Genomic DNA, 17,795 nt, shown 5'->3' on the forward strand with positions numbered 1-17,795 from the left:
GACATGACCAAGACAGCCACGACCACCACCGCAACCGGCACCCCCGTACTCGACGCCAGCGGTGTCACGATGCGCTTCGGCGGACTCACCGCCGTACGCAACGTCGACCTCACCGTCAACGCAGGCGAGATCGTCGGCCTCATCGGCCCCAACGGCGCCGGAAAAACCACCTTCTTCAACTGCCTCACCGGCCTCTACGTCCCCACCGAGGGCAAGGTCAGCTACAAGGGCACCGTCCTGCCGCCCAAGCCCCACCTCGTCACCCAGGCAGGCATCGCCCGCACCTTCCAGAACATCAGGCTCTTCGCCAACATGTCCGTCCTGGAAAACGTCCTCGTCGGACGCCACACCAGGACCAAAGAAGGCCTCTGGTCCGCACTGCTGCGCCTCCCCGGCTACAAGAAAGCCGAGAACGCCAGCCGCGAACGCGCCATGGAACTCCTGGAGTTCATCGGCCTCCAGGACAAGGCCGACCACCTCGCCCGCAACCTCCCCTACGGAGACCAGCGCAAGCTGGAAATCGCGCGCGCACTCGCCAGCGACCCCGGACTCCTCCTCCTGGACGAGCCCACCGCAGGCATGAACCCCCAGGAAACCCGCGTCACCGAAGAGCTCATCTTCGCCATCCGGGACCAGGGCATCGCCGTCCTCGTCATCGAGCACGACATGCGCTTCATCTTCAACCTGTGCGACCGCGTCACCGTCCTCGTCCAGGGTGAAAAGCTCGTCGAGGGCACCGCCGAAGTCGTCCAGGGCGACGAACGCGTCATCGCCGCCTACCTCGGCACCCCCTTCGAAGGCGCCCCCGGCGCCGAAGAAGTCGCCGAAGTCGAAGCGGCCGAAGCCGAAGCCGCCGTGGCGGCGCAGGCAACCGAAGCCGGCACCAGCACCACCAAGGACACCACCACCGAGGAGGAGGACACCCGATGACCGCACTGCTCGAGGTCGAGGACCTCCGCGTCGCCTACGGCAAGATCGAAGCCGTCAAGGGGATCTCCTTCAGCGTCGAAGCCGGCCAGGTGGTCACCCTCATCGGCACCAACGGCGCCGGCAAAACCACCACCCTGCGCACCCTCTCCGGACTGCTCAAGCCACTCGGCGGCCGCATCCTCTTCGAGGGCAAGCCACTCGCCAACATCCCGGCACACAAGATCGTCGCACTGGGCCTCGCCCACTCCCCCGAGGGACGCCACATCTTCCCCCGGCTGACGATCACCGAAAACCTCCTCCTCGGCGCCTACCTCCGTAACGACAAGGCAGGCATCGAGAAGGACATCCAGCGCTCCTACGACCTCTTCCCCATCCTCGGGGAACGCCGGAAGCAGGCCGCCGGTACCCTCTCGGGCGGCGAGCAGCAGATGCTCGCCATGGGACGCGCCCTCATGTCCCAGCCCAAGCTGCTCATGCTCGACGAGCCCTCCATGGGCCTCTCCCCGATCATGATGCAGAAGATCATGGAGACCATCGTCGAACTCAAGGCGTCGGGCACCACGATCCTGCTCGTCGAGCAGAACGCCCAGGCCGCCCTGTCCCTCGCGGACCAGGGCCACGTCATGGAGGTCGGCAAGATCGTCCTCTCCGGCACCGGAGCGGACCTCCTGCACGACGAGTCGGTCCGCAAGGCGTACCTCGGCGAGGACTGACACCTCCCGTACCCGTACGCGAAGGAGGCCCGCACCCCGATCGATCCGGGGGGCGGGCCTCCTTTGTGCGTTGTTCGTACGAGGCTACTCGGCCGCCTTCTTCTTCTCCTCGGCGTCCTCGATCAGCGCCTCGGCGAGCTGCTGCATGGACAGCCGACGGTCCATCGACGTCTTCTGGATCCAGCGGAACGCGGCGGGCTCGGAGAGGCCGTAGTCGGTCTGGAGGATGCTCTTCGCACGGTCGACGAGCTTCCGGGTCTCCAGCCGCTGCGAGAGGTCCGCGACCTCGCCTTCAAGGGCCTTCAGCTCCGCGAACCGTGACACCGCCATCTCGATGGCCGGCACCACGTCGCTCTTGCTGAACGGCTTCACGAGGTACGCCATCGCGCCGGCGTCCCGGGCCCGCTCCACGAGGTCGCGCTGCGAGAACGCGGTGAGCATGAGGACCGGCGCGATGGACTCCTCGGTGATCTTCTCGGCGGCGGAGATCCCGTCGAGGACGGGCATCTTCACATCGAGGATCACGAGGTCCGGCTTGTGCTCCCGGGCCAGCTCGACGGCCTGCTGCCCGTCACCGGCCTCGCCGACGACCGAGTAGCCCTCTTCCTCCAGCATCTCTTTGAGGTCGAGACGGATGAGCGCCTCGTCCTCGGCGATGACGACACGGGTCGTCAGCGGCGGGACGTGCGACTTGTCGTCGTCGACGGCGTCTACGGGCTGGGGCGACTCGGGGGTGGTCACGGGGCTCCTTGATCAACTCAGGGGTACTGCTCCCAAGAGCCTACCTAGCTACGGTATGTTTGAGGCACGGAGGGGTTTCGGTATCCTTCGTTCCGAAGGGGGCCCCGGTAGCCCAGCGGCAGAGGCGATGGATTCAAAACCCATACAGCGTCGGTTCGAATCCGACTCGGGGCACTTCTCCTTCGATTCCAAGGTGGATCACCTATTGGTGATCTTCACCCTTGATGGTGAACGTACCTTCGATACGGGCTCGCATCTTCCAGGGCCATACGAAGCTCTGTCTCATGGCACAGCACAATCCTTCGATACGTGACGAAGCGCTCGCCCTCTTGAGGCGTGGCGCAACCAATCGATTGGTTGCCGAGCAACTCAACGTCCCCCGCGGAACAGTCGGCTGGTGGCGGCACGAAGATCGCAAGCGGCGCGGGGAAAAGTACGAGCCGCCCACGGACTGCCCCCAATGCACCGGCCGTGAATTCGACCTCGTGGCATACGCGTACTTACTGGGCCTCTACCTCGGCGACGGACACATCATCTCGAAGCCGAAGCAGCACCACCTGTCGATCTTCTGCGGAGACACGTGGCCAGGCCTGATCGATGAAGCCGAGTCGGCGATGCTCCGGGTGATGCCCGCACCTCGGACCGGACGAAGGCACCGAAACGGCTGCGTCGAGGTCAAGTCCTATACGAAGCACTGGACATGCCTCTTCCCGCAGCACGGCCCGGGAAAGAAGCACAATCGCCGCATCGCCCTCGAACCCTGGCAGCAGGAGATCGTGGATGCACATCCCTGGGACTTCGTCCGGGGCCTGATCCACTCAGACGGGTGTCGCAACATGAATTGGACCACCCGCGTCGTGGGCGGCGTGAAAAAACGGTACGAGTACCCGAGGTACTGGTTCACCAACGTCTCGGACGACATCCGGCAGCTCTACACCGACACCCTCGACAAGCTCGGCATCACGTGGACGCACTGCACCCGCGCCGGTAAGGCGTACAACATCTCCGTCGCCCGACGGGCGTCCGTCGCTTTGATGGACGCCCACGTCGGGCCGAAGCACTGACCGTCGCGTTACTTCGGGCTGTCGTCCTCGCCGATGTGGTGCACGCGGACCAGGTTCGTGGAGCCGGCTACTCCAGGCGGGGAGCCTGCCGTGATCACCACGATGTCGCCCTTCTGGCAGCGGCCGATCCGCAGGAGTTCCTCGTCGACCTGGGCCACCATCGCGTCCGTGGAGTCGACGTGCGGGCCGAGGAAGGTTTCTACGCCCCAGGTGAGGTTGAGCTGGGAGCGGGTGGCCTGGTCCGGGGTGAAGGCCAGGAGGGGGATCGGGGAGCGGTAGCGCGAAAGGCGTTTGACCGTGTCGCCGCTCTGGGTGAAGGCCACCAGGAATTTCGCGCCGAGGAAGTCGCCCATTTCGGCGGCTGCGCGGGCGACCGCGCCGCCCTGGGTGCGGGGCTTGTTGCGGTCGGTGAGGGGCGGGAGGCCCTTGGCGAGGATGTCTTCCTCGGCGGCTTCGACGATGCGGGACATCGTGCGGACCGTTTCTACGGGGTATTTGCCGACGCTGGTTTCGCCGGAGAGCATCACGGCGTCCGTGCCGTCGATGACCGCATTGGCGACGTCGGAGGCTTCGGCGCGGGTGGGGCGGGAGTTGTCGATCATCGATTCGAGCATCTGGGTGGCGACGATGACCGGCTTGGCGTTGCGCTTGGCGAGTTTGATGGCGCGCTTCTGGACGATGGGGACCTGTTCCAGGGGCATTTCGACGCCGAGGTCTCCGCGGGCGACCATGATGCCGTCGAAGGCGGCGACGATGCTGTCGATGTTTTCGACGGCCTGGGGCTTCTCGACTTTGGCGATGACGGGGAGGTGGCGGTTCTCCTCCTTCATGATGCGGTGGACGTCGTCGATGTCGCGTCCGCTGCGTACGAAGGAGAGGGCGATGATGTCGGCGCCGGTGCGCAGGGCCCAGCGGAGGTCGTCGATGTCCTTCTCGGAGAGTGCGGGGACGGAGACGGAGACGCCGGGGAGGTTGAGTCCTTTGTGGTCGGAGACCATGCCGCCTTCGATGACGGTGGTGTGGACGCGGGGTCCGTCGACTTCGGTGACTTCGAGGGTGACGCGGCCGTCGTCGACGAGGATGCGTTCGCCGGTGGTGACGTCGGCGGCGAGGCCGTCGTAGGTGGTTCCGCAGGTGTGGCGGTCGCCTTCCGCGGGTTCGACGGTGATGGTGAAGTCGTCGCCGCGTTCAAGGAGTACGGGGCCTTCGCGGAAGCGTCCCAGGCGGATCTTCGGACCTTGAAGGTCGGCGAGGACGCCGACGCTGCGGCCGGTCTCGTCGGACGCCTTGCGGACGCGGTGGTACCGCGCTTCGTGTTCGGCGTACGTGCCGTGGCTGAGGTTGAAGCGGGCGATGTCCATTCCGGCTTCGACCAATGCCTTGATCTGGTCGTATGTGTCGGTTGCGGGTCCCAGGGTACAAACGATTTTTGCTCGGCGCATGGTTTGAGCCTAGACCTTACCTATGGGTAGGTAATTGGCTCTGCATGACACCTCAACAACCTTTGCGTGAAGGGTTATTGACAAGTGTTGAATTGTGCAGCGGGGTGCTCTGATGAGCGTTTATCGGAGTGTCGGCGGATCGATGGTGAACGACGCTTCGACCTGGGCGTGGACGGTCTGGCGTACGGGTTCGAGGTCGATGGGTTCCGCGTCGGCGGCGAGTTCTGTTGTGGCGGCTGCGCTGTAGGCGACCCTTTGGCCGGCGAATCCGGCGCGTGCGGGGCGGCCGATGCCTGTGCCGGTGTCGGCGAGTTCGAGGAGGGCGCCGAGTTCGGTGTCGAGGGCTTCGGCGTATTCGCGGGCTCGTTGGACGGCTTCGCGGACGGCTTGGCGGCGGGCGCGGGCGTGGACGGGTGAGTCGGGGCGCAGGGCCCACCAGGGGCCTTCTACGCGGGTGAGTTCCTGGTCGGCGAGGCGGCTGGTGAGTTCGCCGAGGGCGGTGAAGTCGGTGAGGGTGACGTTGAGTTGGACGTTGCCGTGGTAGGCGCGGACGCGTTCGCCGCGGCCGTGGCGGGTGAGTTCGGGGCTGATGGAGAGGGTGCCTGTTTCGAGTGTGTCGATGGCTTCGCCGTAGCTCTTGATCAGGTTGATGGCTTGGGTGTTGCGTCGGGTGAGGTCGTCGAGGGCGGTGCGTCTGTCGGTGCCGCGGGCGGAGACGGTGACGTAGATGCGGGCGGTTTCGGGGTCGGCTTCGATGCGGGCTTCGCCTCGGACGGTGACGCGGGGAGTTCGGGGTGTTCCGTAGGGGCGGGGGGCGTCGTCTTCGGTCATGCGTTCACTGTGGCACGGGGGGTGTGCGCGTGGTGGTCATCAGATCGAAACCTGCTTGGGGTGTTGCGGGAGGTGGTGACTGGGCCAGAATCTACGCGCGTTGCTCGATTGAACGAGGAGTCAAGGATGCCGTTGAACCGTAGGACGTTTCTGGGCCGTTCGGCTGCGGCCGGCGCGGGTGTGGCGATAGCCGGCGGTGTCGTCGCGGGGCAGGCCGAGGCGGCGGAGGCGGCGGGTCGGCACCGTCCGGCGAAGCGGTACTCCTTCACCGTGATGGGTACGACCGATCTGCACGGCAATGTCTTCAACTGGGACTACTTCACGGACAAGGAGTTCGACGACAAGGCCCACAACGATGTCGGTCTGGCGAAGATCTCCACGCTGGTCGACCGCATCCGGGAGGAGCGGGGCCGTCACAACACGCTGCTGATCGACGCGGGCGACACGATTCAGGGCACTCAGCTCTCGTACTACTACGCGAAGGTCGACCCGATCACGGCGAGGCGTGGTCCGGTGCATCCGATGGCGCAGGCGATGAATGCGATCGGCTATGACGCGGCGGCGCTCGGCAATCATGAGTTCAACTATGGAATTCCTGTTCTGCGGAAGTTCGAGGAGCAGTGTGATTTTCCGCTGCTGGGTGCGAACGCGCTGGATGCGAAGACGTTGCGGCCGGCCTTTGCCCCGTATGTGATCAAGCGGCTTCGTACGCCGCACGGGCGTGATGTGCGGGTGGCGGTGCTGGGGCTGACGAATCCTGGTATCGCGATCTGGGACAAGGCCAATGTGGGCGGAAAGATGGTGTTCCCGGGCCTTGAGGAGCAGGCGGCGCACTGGGTGCCGAAGCTGCGGTCGATGGGCGCGGACGTGGTGATCGTGTCGGCGCATTCGGGGTCGAGTGGTACGTCGTCGTACGGGGACCAGTTGCCGTACATCGAGAATGCGGCCGGTCTGGTGGCGGAACAGGTTCCGGGCATCGACGCGATTCTGGTGGGGCACGCGCACACGGAGATTCCCGAGTACTTCGTGACGAACGAGGAGACCGGGAAGCAGGTTGTGCTGTCGGAGCCGTTGAAGTGGGGGCAGCGGCTGACGCTGTTCGACTTCGATCTGGTGTGGGAGAAGGGCCGTTGGGCGGTCGAGACGGTCGGCGCGGAGGTGCTGAACTCCAACGCGGTGGCCGAGGACCCGAAGATCACTTCGCTGCTGGGTGATGAGCACACGAAGGTGGTGGCCTATGTGAATCAGGTCATCGGTACGTCGGTGGTGGCGATGTCGACGGTGGAGGCGCCGTGGAAGGACGAGCCGATCATCGATCTGATCAATCAGGTGCAGGCGGAGACGGTGAAGGCGGGGCTGGCGGGTGGCGAGTACGCGGCGTTGCCGGTGCTGTCGCAGGCGTCGTGTTTCTCGCGTACGGCGGGTATTCCGGCTGGCGAGGTGACGATCAAGGACGCGGCGGGGCTGTATCCGTTCGAGAACACGCTTGAGGCCCGGCTGCTGACGGGCGCGCAGCTGAAGGACTACCTGGAGTACTCGGCGAGGTATTACGTGCAGACGGCGGCGGGTGCTCCGGTGGATACGTCGAAGCTGACGAATGCCGACAACACGCCGGACTACAACTATGACGCGGTGTCGGGGGTGGCGTACGACGTCGACATCGCGAAGCCGGTGGGTTCACGGATCGTGAATCTGACGTTCGAGGGTGCGGCGATCGATCCGGCGGCGCAGTTCGTGTTCGCGGTGAACAACTACCGGGCGAGTGGTGGGGGCAATTTCCCGCATGTGCCGGGTTCGAAGCAGCTGTGGGCAAATTCGGACGAGATCCGTAACACGATCATCAACTGGGTGAAGGCGAAGGGGTCGGTGGATCCTGCGCAGTTCGCGTCGGTGGGGTGGCGGTTGACGCGGGACGGTACCCCGGTGTTCTAGCCGTAACAGTGGCGGCCGTTCCCCGGTTGGACGCGGGGGACGGCCCCGGTCTCACCCCGGTCTCACGCAGCATCCGCATGACGGTCGCGGGCGAGGGGTGCTGTCGTCCGAGCGCGGCCATGCCATCGATATCCGGGTGGTTTGCGGGTGACGCCATGCTGACTCGGCCCATCGGGAGCAACCGAACGCTCATTGGCGATAGCGAGCATTCGGTGTTCCCGATGGGCCATCTCCATCGAAGGCGTGATCACCGCGTTCCGGCGCGCTCGGATATCCGAAGCTTTGCCACATGTGGCGGGGATCACGTTGGGGAGAAAACCTGCGGCGCGGCTCGGGCGTCTAGGAGGTGTGAGAACAGTCAGAGCAGCGCTGCACGAGCTGGACGAGGAGCGTCTCGTCCGGCTGGTGGCCAAGGGCGACCGTGCCGCGTTCGAGGAGTTGTACCGGCGTACGTCGCCGTGGATGGCGGTGCGGCTGCGCCGCCGCTGCGCGGACGAGCAGATCGTCGCCGAGGTCATGCAGGAGACGTATCTGGCGGTGTGGCGCGCGGCGGGTGCGTTCGCCGGGGCCGCGGCCGGAGGAACGGCCGTCGGCTGGCTGTGGACGATCGCGGCGCGGCGCCTCGTCGATGCGTTTCGGCGCAGGGCCCACCACGCGGAGCCGCCGCCCGCGGCCGCCCCGCAGCCCGTGGCGCCCGCCGCCGAGGAGGAGGCGCTCGCGGCGACCGTCGGCGGTGACGTCGGTGACGCGTTGCGGCGCCTCGCGCCGGAACTCAGACAGGTACTGCAGGCCATGGTGCTCGACGGACTGTCCGTCAGGGAGACCGCGGTCCTGCTCGGGCTGCCCGAGGGCACGGTCAAGACCCGTGCCCGCCGGGCCAGGATCGCGATGCGGAGGGCGCTGGTATGAGCGTGGAACACGCGTCGATGCGGATCATCGACGGTTACGCGCGCGGCGACACGGACATCGCCGCCGACGAGTTGTGGGCCCTGGAGGCCCACCTGGAGGGGTGCCGGGTGTGCCGTGACCGGCTGTCGGCCGCCGTTACGGCGCAGGCGCCCGCCGTGGCGGCACTGGTCGACACGGTGTGGTCGGGCCTCGGCCCCCAGTTGGCCGCCGCCGCCACGATGCCGCGCCGGCAGCGCTGGTCGGCGTGGCTGTCCGCGTGGATGACGCCGGTGATGGTGCCGTGGCTGGCAATGGTCGTGAGCGTGACACTGCTCGCGCTACTGCTCGACCTGGTCGGCACCGGCTCCGACGAGATGTCGCTGGTGCTGCTGTTCTCCCCGGTCCTGCCCGTGCTCGGCGTCGCGGCGTCGTGGTCGCAGGGTCTGGACCCGGCGTACGAGCTGACGGCCTCGGCGCCCAGGGCTGGGCTCCACCTGGTGCTGCGGCGCACCACAGCCGTGCTCGCCGTGGTCGTCCCCGCGTTGCTGGTGGCCGGATGGGTGACGGGGATGACGGCCGCGCAGTGGCTGTTGCCCTGTCTGGCCTTCACCTCGACGACCCTGGCGCTCGGCGGTGTCGTCGGTGTGACCCGCGCCGCTGTCGCGCTGGCGGCCGTGTGGGCCGCCGTGGTCGTGGCGCCGACTCTGGCCGCCAACCGTACGACCTTCGCCCTGCAGACGGACGGTCTGCCCGTGTGGGGGCTGATCCTCGCGCTCGGCATCGGTGTCGTGATCGCCCGCAGGGGCGCGTACTCCGTGCTGGGAGCCCATCGATGACCATCGGAAAGGAACACCACATGACGTCCGCGGTGAGCGCGGCTGACATTGCGCCGACTGCCTACGCCTGGGAGATCCAGGCCACCGGGCTGAAGGTCAAGGTCGGCAGGAACCGGATGGCAGTCAACGGGCTAGACCTGAAGCTCGGCCTCGGCGTGCACGGTCTGCTCGGCCCCAACGGGGCGGGCAAGACCACCCTCATCCGAACGCTGGCCACCGTGCTGCGCCCCACCGAGGGCACCCTGGAGCTGCTCGGCGAGTCCGTGGGCTGCGTGGGTGAGCACCGTGCGTTGCGCCGCCGGATCGGCTACCTGCCGCAGGAGTTCGGCTACTACAAGCGCTTCACGGTGCGCGAGTTCGTCGAGTACATGGCGTGGCTGAAGGAGGTGCCCAAGGCGGACATCCCCGGGGCGGTGCAGCGCGCCGTGGAGCGGGTGGGTCTGGCGGACCGCGCCGGCGAGAAGATGAAGGCGTTGTCGGGCGGCATGGTGCGGCGGGTCGGCATCGCCCAGGCCATCGTCAACGACCCGTCGGTCCTGCTGCTGGACGAGCCGACGGTCGGCCTGGACCCGGCGCAGCGGCTGCGCTTCCGTGAGCTGCTGCAGGAGCTGGGTAAGGACACCTGCGTGCTCGTCTCGACCCACCTGGTGGAGGATGTCGCCGCCGCCTGCACCGACGTGGTGCTCTTCGCCGAGGGCAAGCTGGTCTTCCAGGGCACCCCGGGCGAGCTGGCCGCGGCGGGCGGCCCCGAGCATGTGGGCGACAGCCCGCTGGAGCGCGGCTACTCGGCGCTGCTGCTCAACCCCGAGCAGGGAAGGGGCAGCTGGTGAACGTCCGTGTCCTGCGCATCGAGTTGAGGCGCTCCGTCGCCCCGTGGGCGGGGGCCGTGGTCCTGGCGTCCGCGCTGGCGTTCCTGTACCTGGTGAACGCCGCGTATTGGAGGGGCACCACTGCGTGGACGGTCCAGTGGACGTCCATGGCTCTGACGACCCGCGGCATGCTGTTCTATTTGTGGCCGCTGGCCCTGGGGCTCGGGGCGCTGCAGGGCCTGCGCGACCAACGTTCGAAGATGTCCGAGCTGCTGACGACCACATCGCGTCCCGCCTGGCACCGCGCCGCCACGCTGGCGGGCATTACGGCGATCACCCTGGCCTCGGCCTTTGCGCTGCTCGTCCTCGTGGGCGCGGTTCAGGTGCTCGCCAACACCGAGTACACGCACCTCGGGTGGCTGCCAATCTCGCTGGTGGGGGCACTCTCTCTCGTCGCGGGGGCCGTGCTGGGCATGGGGGCCGGGCGGGCCCTGCCGTCCGTGCTCACCCCGCCCGCGCTGGCCATGGGCGCCTTCGTGTTCACGACCCTCATGCACATGTCGTTGGGCCGGACGGAGACGACCACGGCGACGGGGATCCCTGTCACGGAGCCGAACCGGGTCTCGCTGCTGTCACCGGCGGTGGACGAGGTGCGCGATGTGCTCGTCACGCTCTCCGCCTCCGTGCACGTCGGGCAGACGATCTGGCTGCTCGGTATGGCCGCTACCGGCTTCGCGCTGTTGGTCGCCGCGACCCCGCGCGCCCGGCTGCTCGCCCTGATGCCCGTCCTGGCGGGCGCGGCGCTCGCCCTGCTCGTCCTCCCCTCCGACCCGCGCCGGATGTATGTCGTCGACGAGGCGGCCGCGGAGTTGGTGTGCGACGGCCCGGTGTGCGTGGCCAAGACGCACCAAGCACGACTCGCCGACCTCGCGGGTCCCGGTAAGGAGGCGCTGCGCCTGCTGCACGGTGCCCTGGGCGGCCAAGCGCCGGTCTCGGTCCGGGAGAACACCGCCGTACTGCCGGAAGGCGCCACGCCGCAGTGGTCCCGCAAGACCGTGCTCTTCGACTTCGACGACGACATCATCGCCGCCGGGAAGGGCGAGGAGCTGACCTGGGCCCTGATCGCCAAAGGCATGGTGCCAGGGTGCGCCCCCGTCGGCTGGAGCCGCTCGGGGGGAGATGACATCGCGCAGGCCGTCGCGGTGGGCTGGGTCCTCGGGGACCTCAGGTCGCTGCCCGGCACATGGTCAGCAAGCGAGGTCGACGCCGAGGCCCGCACGGTGTGGAAGGAACTCAAGGCGCTGCCGCGGGCCGAGCAGCTCTCGCGGATCAACGCGATGCGCGCCGCCGCGCTCTCCTGCAAGGGAGACGCGCTCGACGCGCTGAACGGCGGTGCGTCCGGGTGAGGTGGCTGACGCTGTACGCGCGCTCGCGTCAGGTACCCGCGTCACTCGCCGCGGTGGTGATCAGCACGGTGGTGGTGTGGGCACTCGCCGGGGACGGGGGCGAGGGGCCCGGTGATCCGCGGCTGGCCGTGCTCGTCCTCGCTACGGGGGCGATGGCAGCCTCGATCGGGCTCAGCGGGCAGGATCTCGCGCTGGACCGGACGGCTGCGATCCGCTGGGTGCCCCGTAGAGCGGCACACGTGCTGCTCTTCGGCGCGGTCGTCGGCACGGTGCTGCTGACAGTGCAGACAATGGGCGAGGACATGGCCACCACCGCGTTCGTCGTCCGGGACAGCGCGGGCCTGATGGGGCTGGTCGCCCTGGGCGCGGCGCTCTCGGGCGGCCAGTACGCATGGACGCTGCCGTTCGCCTGGCTCTCGTTCTCGTTCTTCGCCCCGCCCCCGACGAGTGCGCCGATGCAGGTGGCGACCTGGATGCTGCTGCCACCCGGCACGGCAGCGGGCACCTGGACGGCCCTGGTCCTCACGGTCGCCGGCACCGCGGCCTACGCCGTCGCGGGACCGAGACGGTAACCGGACCGGGCCCGGGGGCGGGGCACCCAGAGACAGGAGACCGGGGCCGGGACGGCCGCTTCTGTGTGTCCGTGGTCAGTTGCGCTGGACGAGTGGGATGGGGGCGGGGCTCTGGGCGGGGATTCTGGGGGCGTTGGAGGGGGTGAGGCCGAAGGTGGTGAAGGCGGTGCGGTCGGGGAGGGGGTAGGGGTTGGTGCCGGTGAGGTCGTTGAGGATGGTGGCGCTGCGCCAGGCGGCGAGGCCCAGGTCGGGGGCGCCGACTCCGTGGGTGTGGCGTTCGGCGTTCTGTACGTAGACGTGGCCGGTGACGGTGGGGTCGAGGACGAGGCGGAACCGGTCGTCGATGCGGGGGCGTGCGGCGGCGTCGCGGCGCATGTAGGGGTCGAGGCCGGTGAGGAGGCCGTCGAGGGGGCGTTCGCGGTAGCCGGTGGCGAGGACGACGGCGTCGGTGGTGAGCCGGGAGCGGGTGGCTTGCTGGGTGTGTTCGAGGTGGAGTTCGACGCGGGTGGTGGAGACGCGTCCTGCGGTGCGTACGGAGACGCCTGGGGTGAGGGTGGCGTCGGGCCAGCCGCCGTGGAGGGTGCGTCGGTAGAGCTCGTCGTGGATGGCGGCGATGGTGTCGGCGTCGATGCCTTTGTGGAGTTGCCACTGGTGGGGGACGAGTTCGTCGCGTACGGATTCGGGGAGGGCGTGGAAGTAGCGGCTGTAGTCGGGGGTGAAGTGTTCCAGGCCGAGTTTGGAGTACTCCATGGGTGCGAATGCTTCGGTGCGGGCGAGCCAGTGGATCTTTTCGGCTCCGGCGGGGCGGGCGCGGAGGAGGTCGAGGAAGATTTCTGCGCCGGACTGGCCGGAGCCGATGACGGTGATGTGTTCGGCTTCGAGGAGGCGTTCGCGGTGGCTGAGGTAGTCCGCGGAGTGGATGACGGGGACGGATTCGGCTTCGGCGAGGGGTTTGAGGGGGTCGGGGATGAAGGGTTCGGTGCCGACGCCGAGGGCGACGTGGCGGGTGTAGGCGCGGCCGAGTGCTTCGGCTTCGCCGTCGGCGTCGAGTTGGGTGAAGTCGACTTCGAAGAGGGCGCGTTCGGCGTTCCAGCGGACGGCGTCGACCTGGTGGCCGAAGTGGAGTCCGGGGAGTTGGTCGCTGACCCAGCGGCAGTAGGCGTCGTATTCGGCGCGTTGGATGTGGAAGCGCTCGGCGAAGTAGAAGGGGAAGAGCCGGTCGCGGCTGCGCAGGTAGTTGAGGAAGGACCAGGGGCTTGCGGGGTCGGCGAGGGTGACGAGGTCGGCGAGGAAGGGGACTTGGAGGCTGGCTCCGTCGATGAGGAGGCCGGGGTGCCAGTGGAAGGCGGGGCGTTGTTCGTAGAACGTGGCGGCGAGTGGTTGTGGGTGTCCGGGGGCGCCGGGTACGCCGTGGGCGAGGGCGGCGAGGGAGAGGTTGAAGGGGCCGATGCCGATGCCGACGAGGTCGTGTGGCTGGTCGGGTTCGGAGGCGGGCCGGTCGGTCATCGGGGTGTGCTGCCTTCCGCGAGGCCGTCTGCGACGGTGGTGACGAGGTCGATGAGGGTGTGGAGGTCGTCCGGGGTGGTGTGGGGGTTGAGGAGGGTGGCTTTGAGCCAGCGGCGGCCGTCGGCTTCGGCTCGGCCGAGTACGGCGTGGCCGCGGTTGAGGAGAGTGCGGCGGATGACGGCGACGGTGTGGTCGGGGGCGCCGGTGGGGCGGAAGAGGACGGTGCTGATGGTGGGGCGGTCGTAGAGGTCGAGGGCGGGGTGTTTGGTGATGAGGTCGGCGAGTTGCTGGGCGGTGGCGAGGGTGCGGTCGACGAGGTCGGCGAGTCCGGTGCGGCCGAGTGCCTGGAGGGTGACGGCGATTTTCAGGGCGTCGGGTCTTCGGGTGGTGCGCAGGGAGCGGCCGAGGAGGTCGGGGAGTCCGGCTTCGGTGTCGTCGTCGGCGTTGAGGTAGGGCGCGCGGTGGTGGAGTGGGTCGAGGTCGTGGTGGTCGGGGACGGCGAGGAGTGAGGCTGATGCGGGTTGCCAGCCGAGTTTGTGCAGGTCGAAGGTGACGCTGTGGGCGCGGTCGAGGCCGTGGAGTTTGCTTCGGTGGGTGGGGCTGAAGAGGAGGGGTCCGCCGTAGGCGGCATCGATGTGGAGTTCGGCGCCGTGTGCTGTGCAGAGGTCGGCGATGGCGTCGATGGGGTCGATCTGCCCGGTGTCGGTGGTGCCGGCGGTGGCGGTGACGAGGAGGGGGCGGTGGAGCCGGGTGAGGGTTTCGTCGAGTGCGGTGAGGTCCATGACGCCTGCGGGGGCGGGGACGGCGATGGGTTCGGGGAGTCCGAGGAGCCAGGTGGCGCGGGTGATGCTGTGGTGGGCGTTGGCTCCGCAGATGGTTTGTACGGGGCCGTGGCGCTCGCGGGCGAGGAGCAGGGCGAGTTGGTTGGCTTCGGTGCCGCCGGTGGTGATGACGGCGTCTGGTGTGGTGGCGTGTGGGTAGATCTCGGCGGCGAGTGCGGCGGTGAGGTCGGTTTCGAGGGCGGAGGCGGCGGGGGCCTGGTCCCAGGAGTCCATGGAGGGGTTGAGTGCGGAGGCGGCGAGGTCTGCGGCGGCGGCGAGGGCGAGTGGCGGGGTGTGGAGGTGGGCCACGCAGTGGGGGTGTGCCGGGTCCGCGGCGCCTTCGGCGAGTGCGGTGACCAGGGTGCGCAGGGCGTGTTCGGCGCCGGTTCCCGTGTCGGGGATGAGGGGGCGGTCTGCGGTGCGCATCCGGGAGGTGGTGCTGTCGGGCCCGCCCGCGGGGAGCGGTCCGCCGCGCCGGTCGGCTCCCTGCTCCAGGGCGCTGAGCACCGTGTCGAGGAGGGGGCGCAGGGCGGTGGGGCCCGCGGTGCCTCCGGCGAGGGGTGGGGTGGGCATGGATGTGTGGCCCTTCGGGTGCGCGGGGGTGGACATGCCAGCTTGTCCAGGTTTCGGTCGGCGCGGCCGAAGAGCACAACGATCTGAACCCTAAAGGGGTACTGCTGGTCGGTGGGGTCTGTTTGCCGGGGGTTCGCCTGCTATGGGTGTGCCCGGCCGCCCTTGGGGAGGGTGGCCGGGCACGGGTGGTGCATGGGTTTGTCCGGGGTCAGTGGGTGTCGCGGACGGTGAGGGCGCGGCGGAGGTCGTCGAGCTGGTCGACGAGTTTGCGGCGCAGTGCGGGGATGAGGGCCTGGTCATCGAGGGCCTGGGTGCCGAGGTCGAGGCTGTGGGTGTCGACAGTGGTGGCGGGGAAGGCGTGGCGGCCTGCCGCTTCGGCGATGGCGGGGCCGCGGCGTACGGCGAGGGCGGTGGCGTCGGGGTAGTAGCGGGGTACGTACTCCCGTACGAGCTCGTCCTGTTCGGGCTGCCAGAAGCCCTGGGCGGTGGCGGTGAAGAGGTAGTTGGAGAGGGAGTCGTCGCTGAACATGGCTTGCCAGGCGGCGGCTTTCGCGCCGGGGGTGGGGAGGGCGGCCCGGCAGCGGGCGGCGCCTTCCTGTCCGGTGGCGCTGGGGTCCTGGGCCAGTTCGGCGTCGATGGCGGTCTCGTCGGTGGCGCCGAGGACGGCGAGGCGGGTGAGGATGCGCCAGCGGAGTTCGGGGTCGAGTTCGGGTCCGCCGGGGACAGTGTCGCCGCCGAGCCAGTCCTGGATGCCGTCGGGCTGGGTGGCGGCGTCGATGAAGTGGCGTACGGCGATGAGGCGCAGGCCCGGTGCGGAGCCGTCCTCGGTCCGCCGGATCAGGTCGCGGCAGATGGCGGTGAGGGTGGCCAGGGCCGTGGGGCGGTCCTCGGGGGCCAGGAAGCGGTCGGCGATGTGGAGGGACGCGAAGGAGAGGACGCCCTGGACGACGGCGAGGTCGGATTCGTACGGGAGGTGGGTGCGGGCGGCGGCCAGGTAGGCGGCGGGGGCGAGTTCGCCGTCGCGGACCATGTCGCGTGCGGTGTTCCAGACCAGGGCGCGGGTCAGCGGGTCGGGGATGCCGGAGAGCGACCTTACGACGGTGACCCAGGACTCGGGGTCGAGGCGGACCTTGGCGTAGGTCAGGTCGCCGTCGTTGAGGACGAGGAGGGCTGGGCGGCGGCCGGGGAGTGCCGTGGCGGATTCGCGCTGGGGGACGTCGAGTTCGAAGCGGTCGCGCAGGACGAGCCGGTCCGGTCCGGACTGGGTGTCCAGGGAGTATTCGTATGCGCCGACGGTGATGCGGTGGGGGCGGCTGCCGTCGCGGTCGACGGTGACGGACCACTGGCCGTCGCTCTCGGCGACCTGGGCGGTGAGGGTGTCGATGCCGGTGGTGCGCAGCCACTGTTCGGCCCAGGCGTGGACGTCGCGGTCGGTGGCGGACGCGAGGTTGTCGATGAAGTCGGCGAGGGTGGCGTTGGCGAACTTGTGGCGGGCGAAGTGGGTGTTGATGCCGGCCAGGAAGTCTTTCTCGCCGAGCCAGGCGACGAGTTGGCGCAGGGCGGATGCGCCCTTGGCGTAGCTGATGCCGTCGAAGTTGAGGAGGGCGGACACGGTGTCGGGGACGGCGTCGGGGTCGGGGGCGACGGGGTGGGTGGAGGGGCGCTGGTCCGCGTCGTAGCCCCAGCCCTTGCGGGCGACGCCGAATTCGACCCAGGTGTCGGTGAAGCGGGTGGCTTCGGTGAGGGTCTGGTAGCCCATGTATTCGGCGAAGGACTCGTTGAGCCAGATGTCGTCCCACCAGGAGAGGGTGACGAGGTCGCCGAACCACATGTGGGCCATCTCGTGGGAGATGACCATGGCGCGGGTCTGGCGTTCGGTGTCGGTGACGGCGGAGCGGTAGACGAATTCGTCGCGGAAGGTGACGAGGCCGGGGTTCTCCATGGCGCCGGCGTTGAACTCGGGGACGAATGCCTGGTCGTACGAGTCGAAGGGGTACGGCTCGTCGAATTTCTCGTGGTACCGGTCGAAGCAGGCGCGTGTGATGTCGAGGATTTCGTCGGCGTCGGTGTCGAGGTACGGGGCGAGGGAGCGGCGGCAGTGGATGCCGAAGGGCAGTCCGGCGTGTTCGGTGGTGATCGAGTACCAGGGGCCGGCGGCCACGGCGACGAGGTAGGTGGAGATGAGGGGGGTGGGGGCGATGGTCCAGTGGCCCTGGCCGGTGTGTTCGGCGATGCCGTTGCCGAGGACGGTCCAGCCGTCGGGGGCGGTGACGGTGATGCCGAAGACGGACTTGAGGTCGGGCTGGTCGAATGCGGCGAAGACGCGCTGTACGTCGTCCATGAAGAGCTGGGTGTAGACGTATGTCTCGCCGTCGGTGGGGTCGGTGAAGCGGTGCATGCCTTCGCCGGTGCGGGAGTAGCGCATGGCGGCGTCGGCGCACAGTTCGTGCGGGCCGGCGGTGAGGGCGGTGAGGGGGTAGCGGTTCTCGACGAGGAGGTCGGGGTCGAGGGGCTGCCCGTCCAGCGTGACGGAGCGCAGGGTGGCGGGCTTGAGCTCGACGAACGTGTCCCCGGCCGCGTGGGCGGTGAAGTGGATGACGGTGCGGGAGTCGAAGGTCTCCTCGCCCGCGGTGAGATCGAGGTCGATCGTGTACCGGTGTACGTCGAGGAGCTGGGCGCGGGTCTGCGCTTCGTTGCGCGTCAGTACGGACATGCGCCCATGCTGCCGTAC

General features: G+C 68.6%; 15 protein-coding genes and 1 tRNA gene. 10 read left to right on the forward strand and 6 right to left on the reverse strand.

Annotated features, from left to right (window positions below):
- Positions 1-3: 3 nt before the first annotated feature.
- The gene (locus ACFT7S_RS15410) at positions 4-930 is read left to right on the forward strand and encodes an ABC transporter ATP-binding protein (protein ID WP_382731886.1); all 927 of its coding nucleotides are present in this window, start codon (positions 4-6) and stop codon (positions 928-930) included.
- Positions 927-1,643 (forward strand): ABC transporter ATP-binding protein, encoded by a 717-nt coding sequence (locus ACFT7S_RS15415; RefSeq protein WP_382731665.1) that lies wholly within the window; start codon positions 927-929, stop codon positions 1,641-1,643. The genes ACFT7S_RS15410 and ACFT7S_RS15415 overlap by 4 nt, the downstream gene beginning before the upstream one ends.
- Positions 1,644-1,727: 84 nt before the next feature.
- Here ACFT7S_RS15415 and ACFT7S_RS15420 read toward each other — a convergent pair whose 3' ends face one another.
- Positions 1,728-2,384, reverse strand: a complete 657-nt coding sequence (locus ACFT7S_RS15420) for an ANTAR domain-containing response regulator (RefSeq protein WP_185301459.1) — start codon at positions 2,382-2,384, stop codon at positions 1,728-1,730.
- 101 nt (positions 2,385-2,485) lie between these two features.
- Here ACFT7S_RS15420 and ACFT7S_RS15425 point away from each other — a divergent pair.
- Positions 2,486-2,558: transfer RNA gene (locus tag ACFT7S_RS15425), tRNA-Leu, on the forward strand.
- A 110-nt stretch (positions 2,559-2,668) separates the two neighbouring features.
- The gene (locus ACFT7S_RS15430) at positions 2,669-3,448 is read left to right on the forward strand and encodes a helix-turn-helix domain-containing protein (RefSeq protein WP_382731668.1); all 780 of its coding nucleotides are present in this window, start codon (positions 2,669-2,671) and stop codon (positions 3,446-3,448) included.
- A gap of 8 nt (positions 3,449-3,456) precedes the next feature.
- Here ACFT7S_RS15430 and pyk read toward each other — a convergent pair whose 3' ends face one another.
- Positions 3,457-4,890, reverse strand: a complete 1,434-nt coding sequence (gene pyk / locus ACFT7S_RS15435) for a pyruvate kinase (RefSeq protein WP_382731670.1) — start codon at positions 4,888-4,890, stop codon at positions 3,457-3,459.
- 120 nt (positions 4,891-5,010) lie between these two features.
- The gene (locus ACFT7S_RS15440) at positions 5,011-5,721 is read right to left on the reverse strand and encodes an SIMPL domain-containing protein (protein WP_382731673.1); all 711 of its coding nucleotides are present in this window, start codon (positions 5,719-5,721) and stop codon (positions 5,011-5,013) included.
- A 126-nt stretch (positions 5,722-5,847) separates the two neighbouring features.
- On the opposite strand from ACFT7S_RS15440, the gene ACFT7S_RS15445 reads away from it, so the two are divergent.
- The 6 genes from ACFT7S_RS15445 to ACFT7S_RS15470 all read left to right on the forward strand — a co-directional run bounded on the left by ACFT7S_RS15445 (position 5,848) and on the right by ACFT7S_RS15470 (position 12,164).
- Complete coding sequence (locus tag ACFT7S_RS15445; protein WP_382731889.1) at positions 5,848-7,653, forward strand: bifunctional metallophosphatase/5'-nucleotidase; 1,806 nt, start codon at positions 5,848-5,850, stop codon at positions 7,651-7,653.
- Between the two features lie 348 nt (positions 7,654-8,001).
- The gene (locus tag ACFT7S_RS15450; protein ID WP_382731676.1) at positions 8,002-8,562 is read left to right on the forward strand and encodes an RNA polymerase sigma factor; all 561 of its coding nucleotides are present in this window, start codon (positions 8,002-8,004) and stop codon (positions 8,560-8,562) included.
- Complete coding sequence (locus ACFT7S_RS15455) at positions 8,559-9,377, forward strand: zf-HC2 domain-containing protein (RefSeq protein ID WP_382731678.1); 819 nt, start codon at positions 8,559-8,561, stop codon at positions 9,375-9,377. The genes ACFT7S_RS15450 and ACFT7S_RS15455 overlap by 4 nt, the downstream gene beginning before the upstream one ends.
- Positions 9,374-10,207, forward strand: a complete 834-nt coding sequence (locus tag ACFT7S_RS15460) for an ABC transporter ATP-binding protein (protein WP_382731680.1) — start codon at positions 9,374-9,376, stop codon at positions 10,205-10,207. Before ACFT7S_RS15455 ends, ACFT7S_RS15460 begins: the two co-directional genes overlap by 4 nt.
- Positions 10,204-11,592 carry a hypothetical protein gene (locus tag ACFT7S_RS15465; protein ID WP_382731682.1) on the forward strand — a complete coding sequence of 463 codons (1,389 nt, stop codon included), beginning with the start codon at positions 10,204-10,206 and terminating at the stop codon, positions 11,590-11,592. The genes ACFT7S_RS15460 and ACFT7S_RS15465 overlap by 4 nt, the downstream gene beginning before the upstream one ends.
- A complete protein-coding gene (locus tag ACFT7S_RS15470; RefSeq protein ID WP_382731683.1) occupies positions 11,589-12,164 on the forward strand; it encodes a hypothetical protein in 576 nt (191 codons plus the stop codon). The genes ACFT7S_RS15465 and ACFT7S_RS15470 overlap by 4 nt, the downstream gene beginning before the upstream one ends.
- A 75-nt stretch (positions 12,165-12,239) precedes the next feature.
- On the opposite strand, the gene ACFT7S_RS15475 is transcribed toward ACFT7S_RS15470, so the two are convergent.
- The 3 genes from ACFT7S_RS15475 to pepN form a co-directional block, all read right to left on the reverse strand.
- Positions 12,240-13,670, reverse strand: a complete 1,431-nt coding sequence (locus ACFT7S_RS15475; RefSeq protein ID WP_382731686.1) for a lysine N(6)-hydroxylase/L-ornithine N(5)-oxygenase family protein — start codon at positions 13,668-13,670, stop codon at positions 12,240-12,242.
- Positions 13,667-15,064, reverse strand: coding sequence for a pyridoxal phosphate-dependent decarboxylase family protein (locus ACFT7S_RS15480; RefSeq protein ID WP_382731687.1), 1,398 nt, complete (start codon positions 15,062-15,064; stop codon positions 13,667-13,669). The genes ACFT7S_RS15475 and ACFT7S_RS15480 overlap by 4 nt, the downstream gene beginning before the upstream one ends.
- 208 nt (positions 15,065-15,272) lie before the next feature.
- Positions 15,273-17,777: an aminopeptidase N gene (pepN, locus tag ACFT7S_RS15485; protein WP_382731690.1), complete on the reverse strand. Its 2,505-nt coding sequence runs from the start codon at positions 17,775-17,777 to the stop codon at positions 15,273-15,275.
- Positions 17,778-17,795: the final 18 nt, after the last annotated feature.

It is taken from the genome of Streptomyces sp. NPDC057136 (assembly GCF_042670885.1).
Taxonomy (GTDB): domain Bacteria; phylum Actinomycetota; class Actinomycetes; order Streptomycetales; family Streptomycetaceae; genus Streptomyces.

Excerpts from the sequence above, each read along its gene's own strand:
- ACFT7S_RS15410 (WP_382731886.1), top strand. The coding sequence starts at position 4 with ATGACCAAGACAGCCACGACCACCACCGCAACCGGCACCCCCGTACTC.
- ACFT7S_RS15415 (WP_382731665.1), top strand. The coding sequence starts at position 927 with ATGACCGCACTGCTCGAGGTCGAGGACCTCCGCGTCGCCTACGGCAAG.
- ACFT7S_RS15430 (WP_382731668.1), top strand. The coding sequence starts at position 2,669 with ATGGCACAGCACAATCCTTCGATACGTGACGAAGCGCTCGCCCTCTTG.
- pyk (WP_382731670.1), bottom strand. The coding sequence starts at position 4,890 with ATGCGCCGAGCAAAAATCGTTTGTACCCTGGGACCCGCAACCGACACA.
- ACFT7S_RS15440 (WP_382731673.1), bottom strand. The coding sequence starts at position 5,721 with ATGACCGAAGACGACGCCCCCCGCCCCTACGGAACACCCCGAACTCCC.
- ACFT7S_RS15445 (WP_382731889.1), top strand. The coding sequence starts at position 5,848 with ATGCCGTTGAACCGTAGGACGTTTCTGGGCCGTTCGGCTGCGGCCGGC.
- ACFT7S_RS15455 (WP_382731678.1), top strand. The coding sequence starts at position 8,559 with ATGAGCGTGGAACACGCGTCGATGCGGATCATCGACGGTTACGCGCGC.
- ACFT7S_RS15460 (WP_382731680.1), top strand. The coding sequence starts at position 9,374 with ATGACCATCGGAAAGGAACACCACATGACGTCCGCGGTGAGCGCGGCT.
- ACFT7S_RS15475 (WP_382731686.1), bottom strand. The coding sequence starts at position 13,670 with ATGACCGACCGGCCCGCCTCCGAACCCGACCAGCCACACGACCTCGTC.
- ACFT7S_RS15480 (WP_382731687.1), bottom strand. The coding sequence starts at position 15,064 with ATGCCCACCCCACCCCTCGCCGGAGGCACCGCGGGCCCCACCGCCCTG.
- pepN (WP_382731690.1), bottom strand. The coding sequence starts at position 17,777 with ATGTCCGTACTGACGCGCAACGAAGCGCAGACCCGCGCCCAGCTCCTC.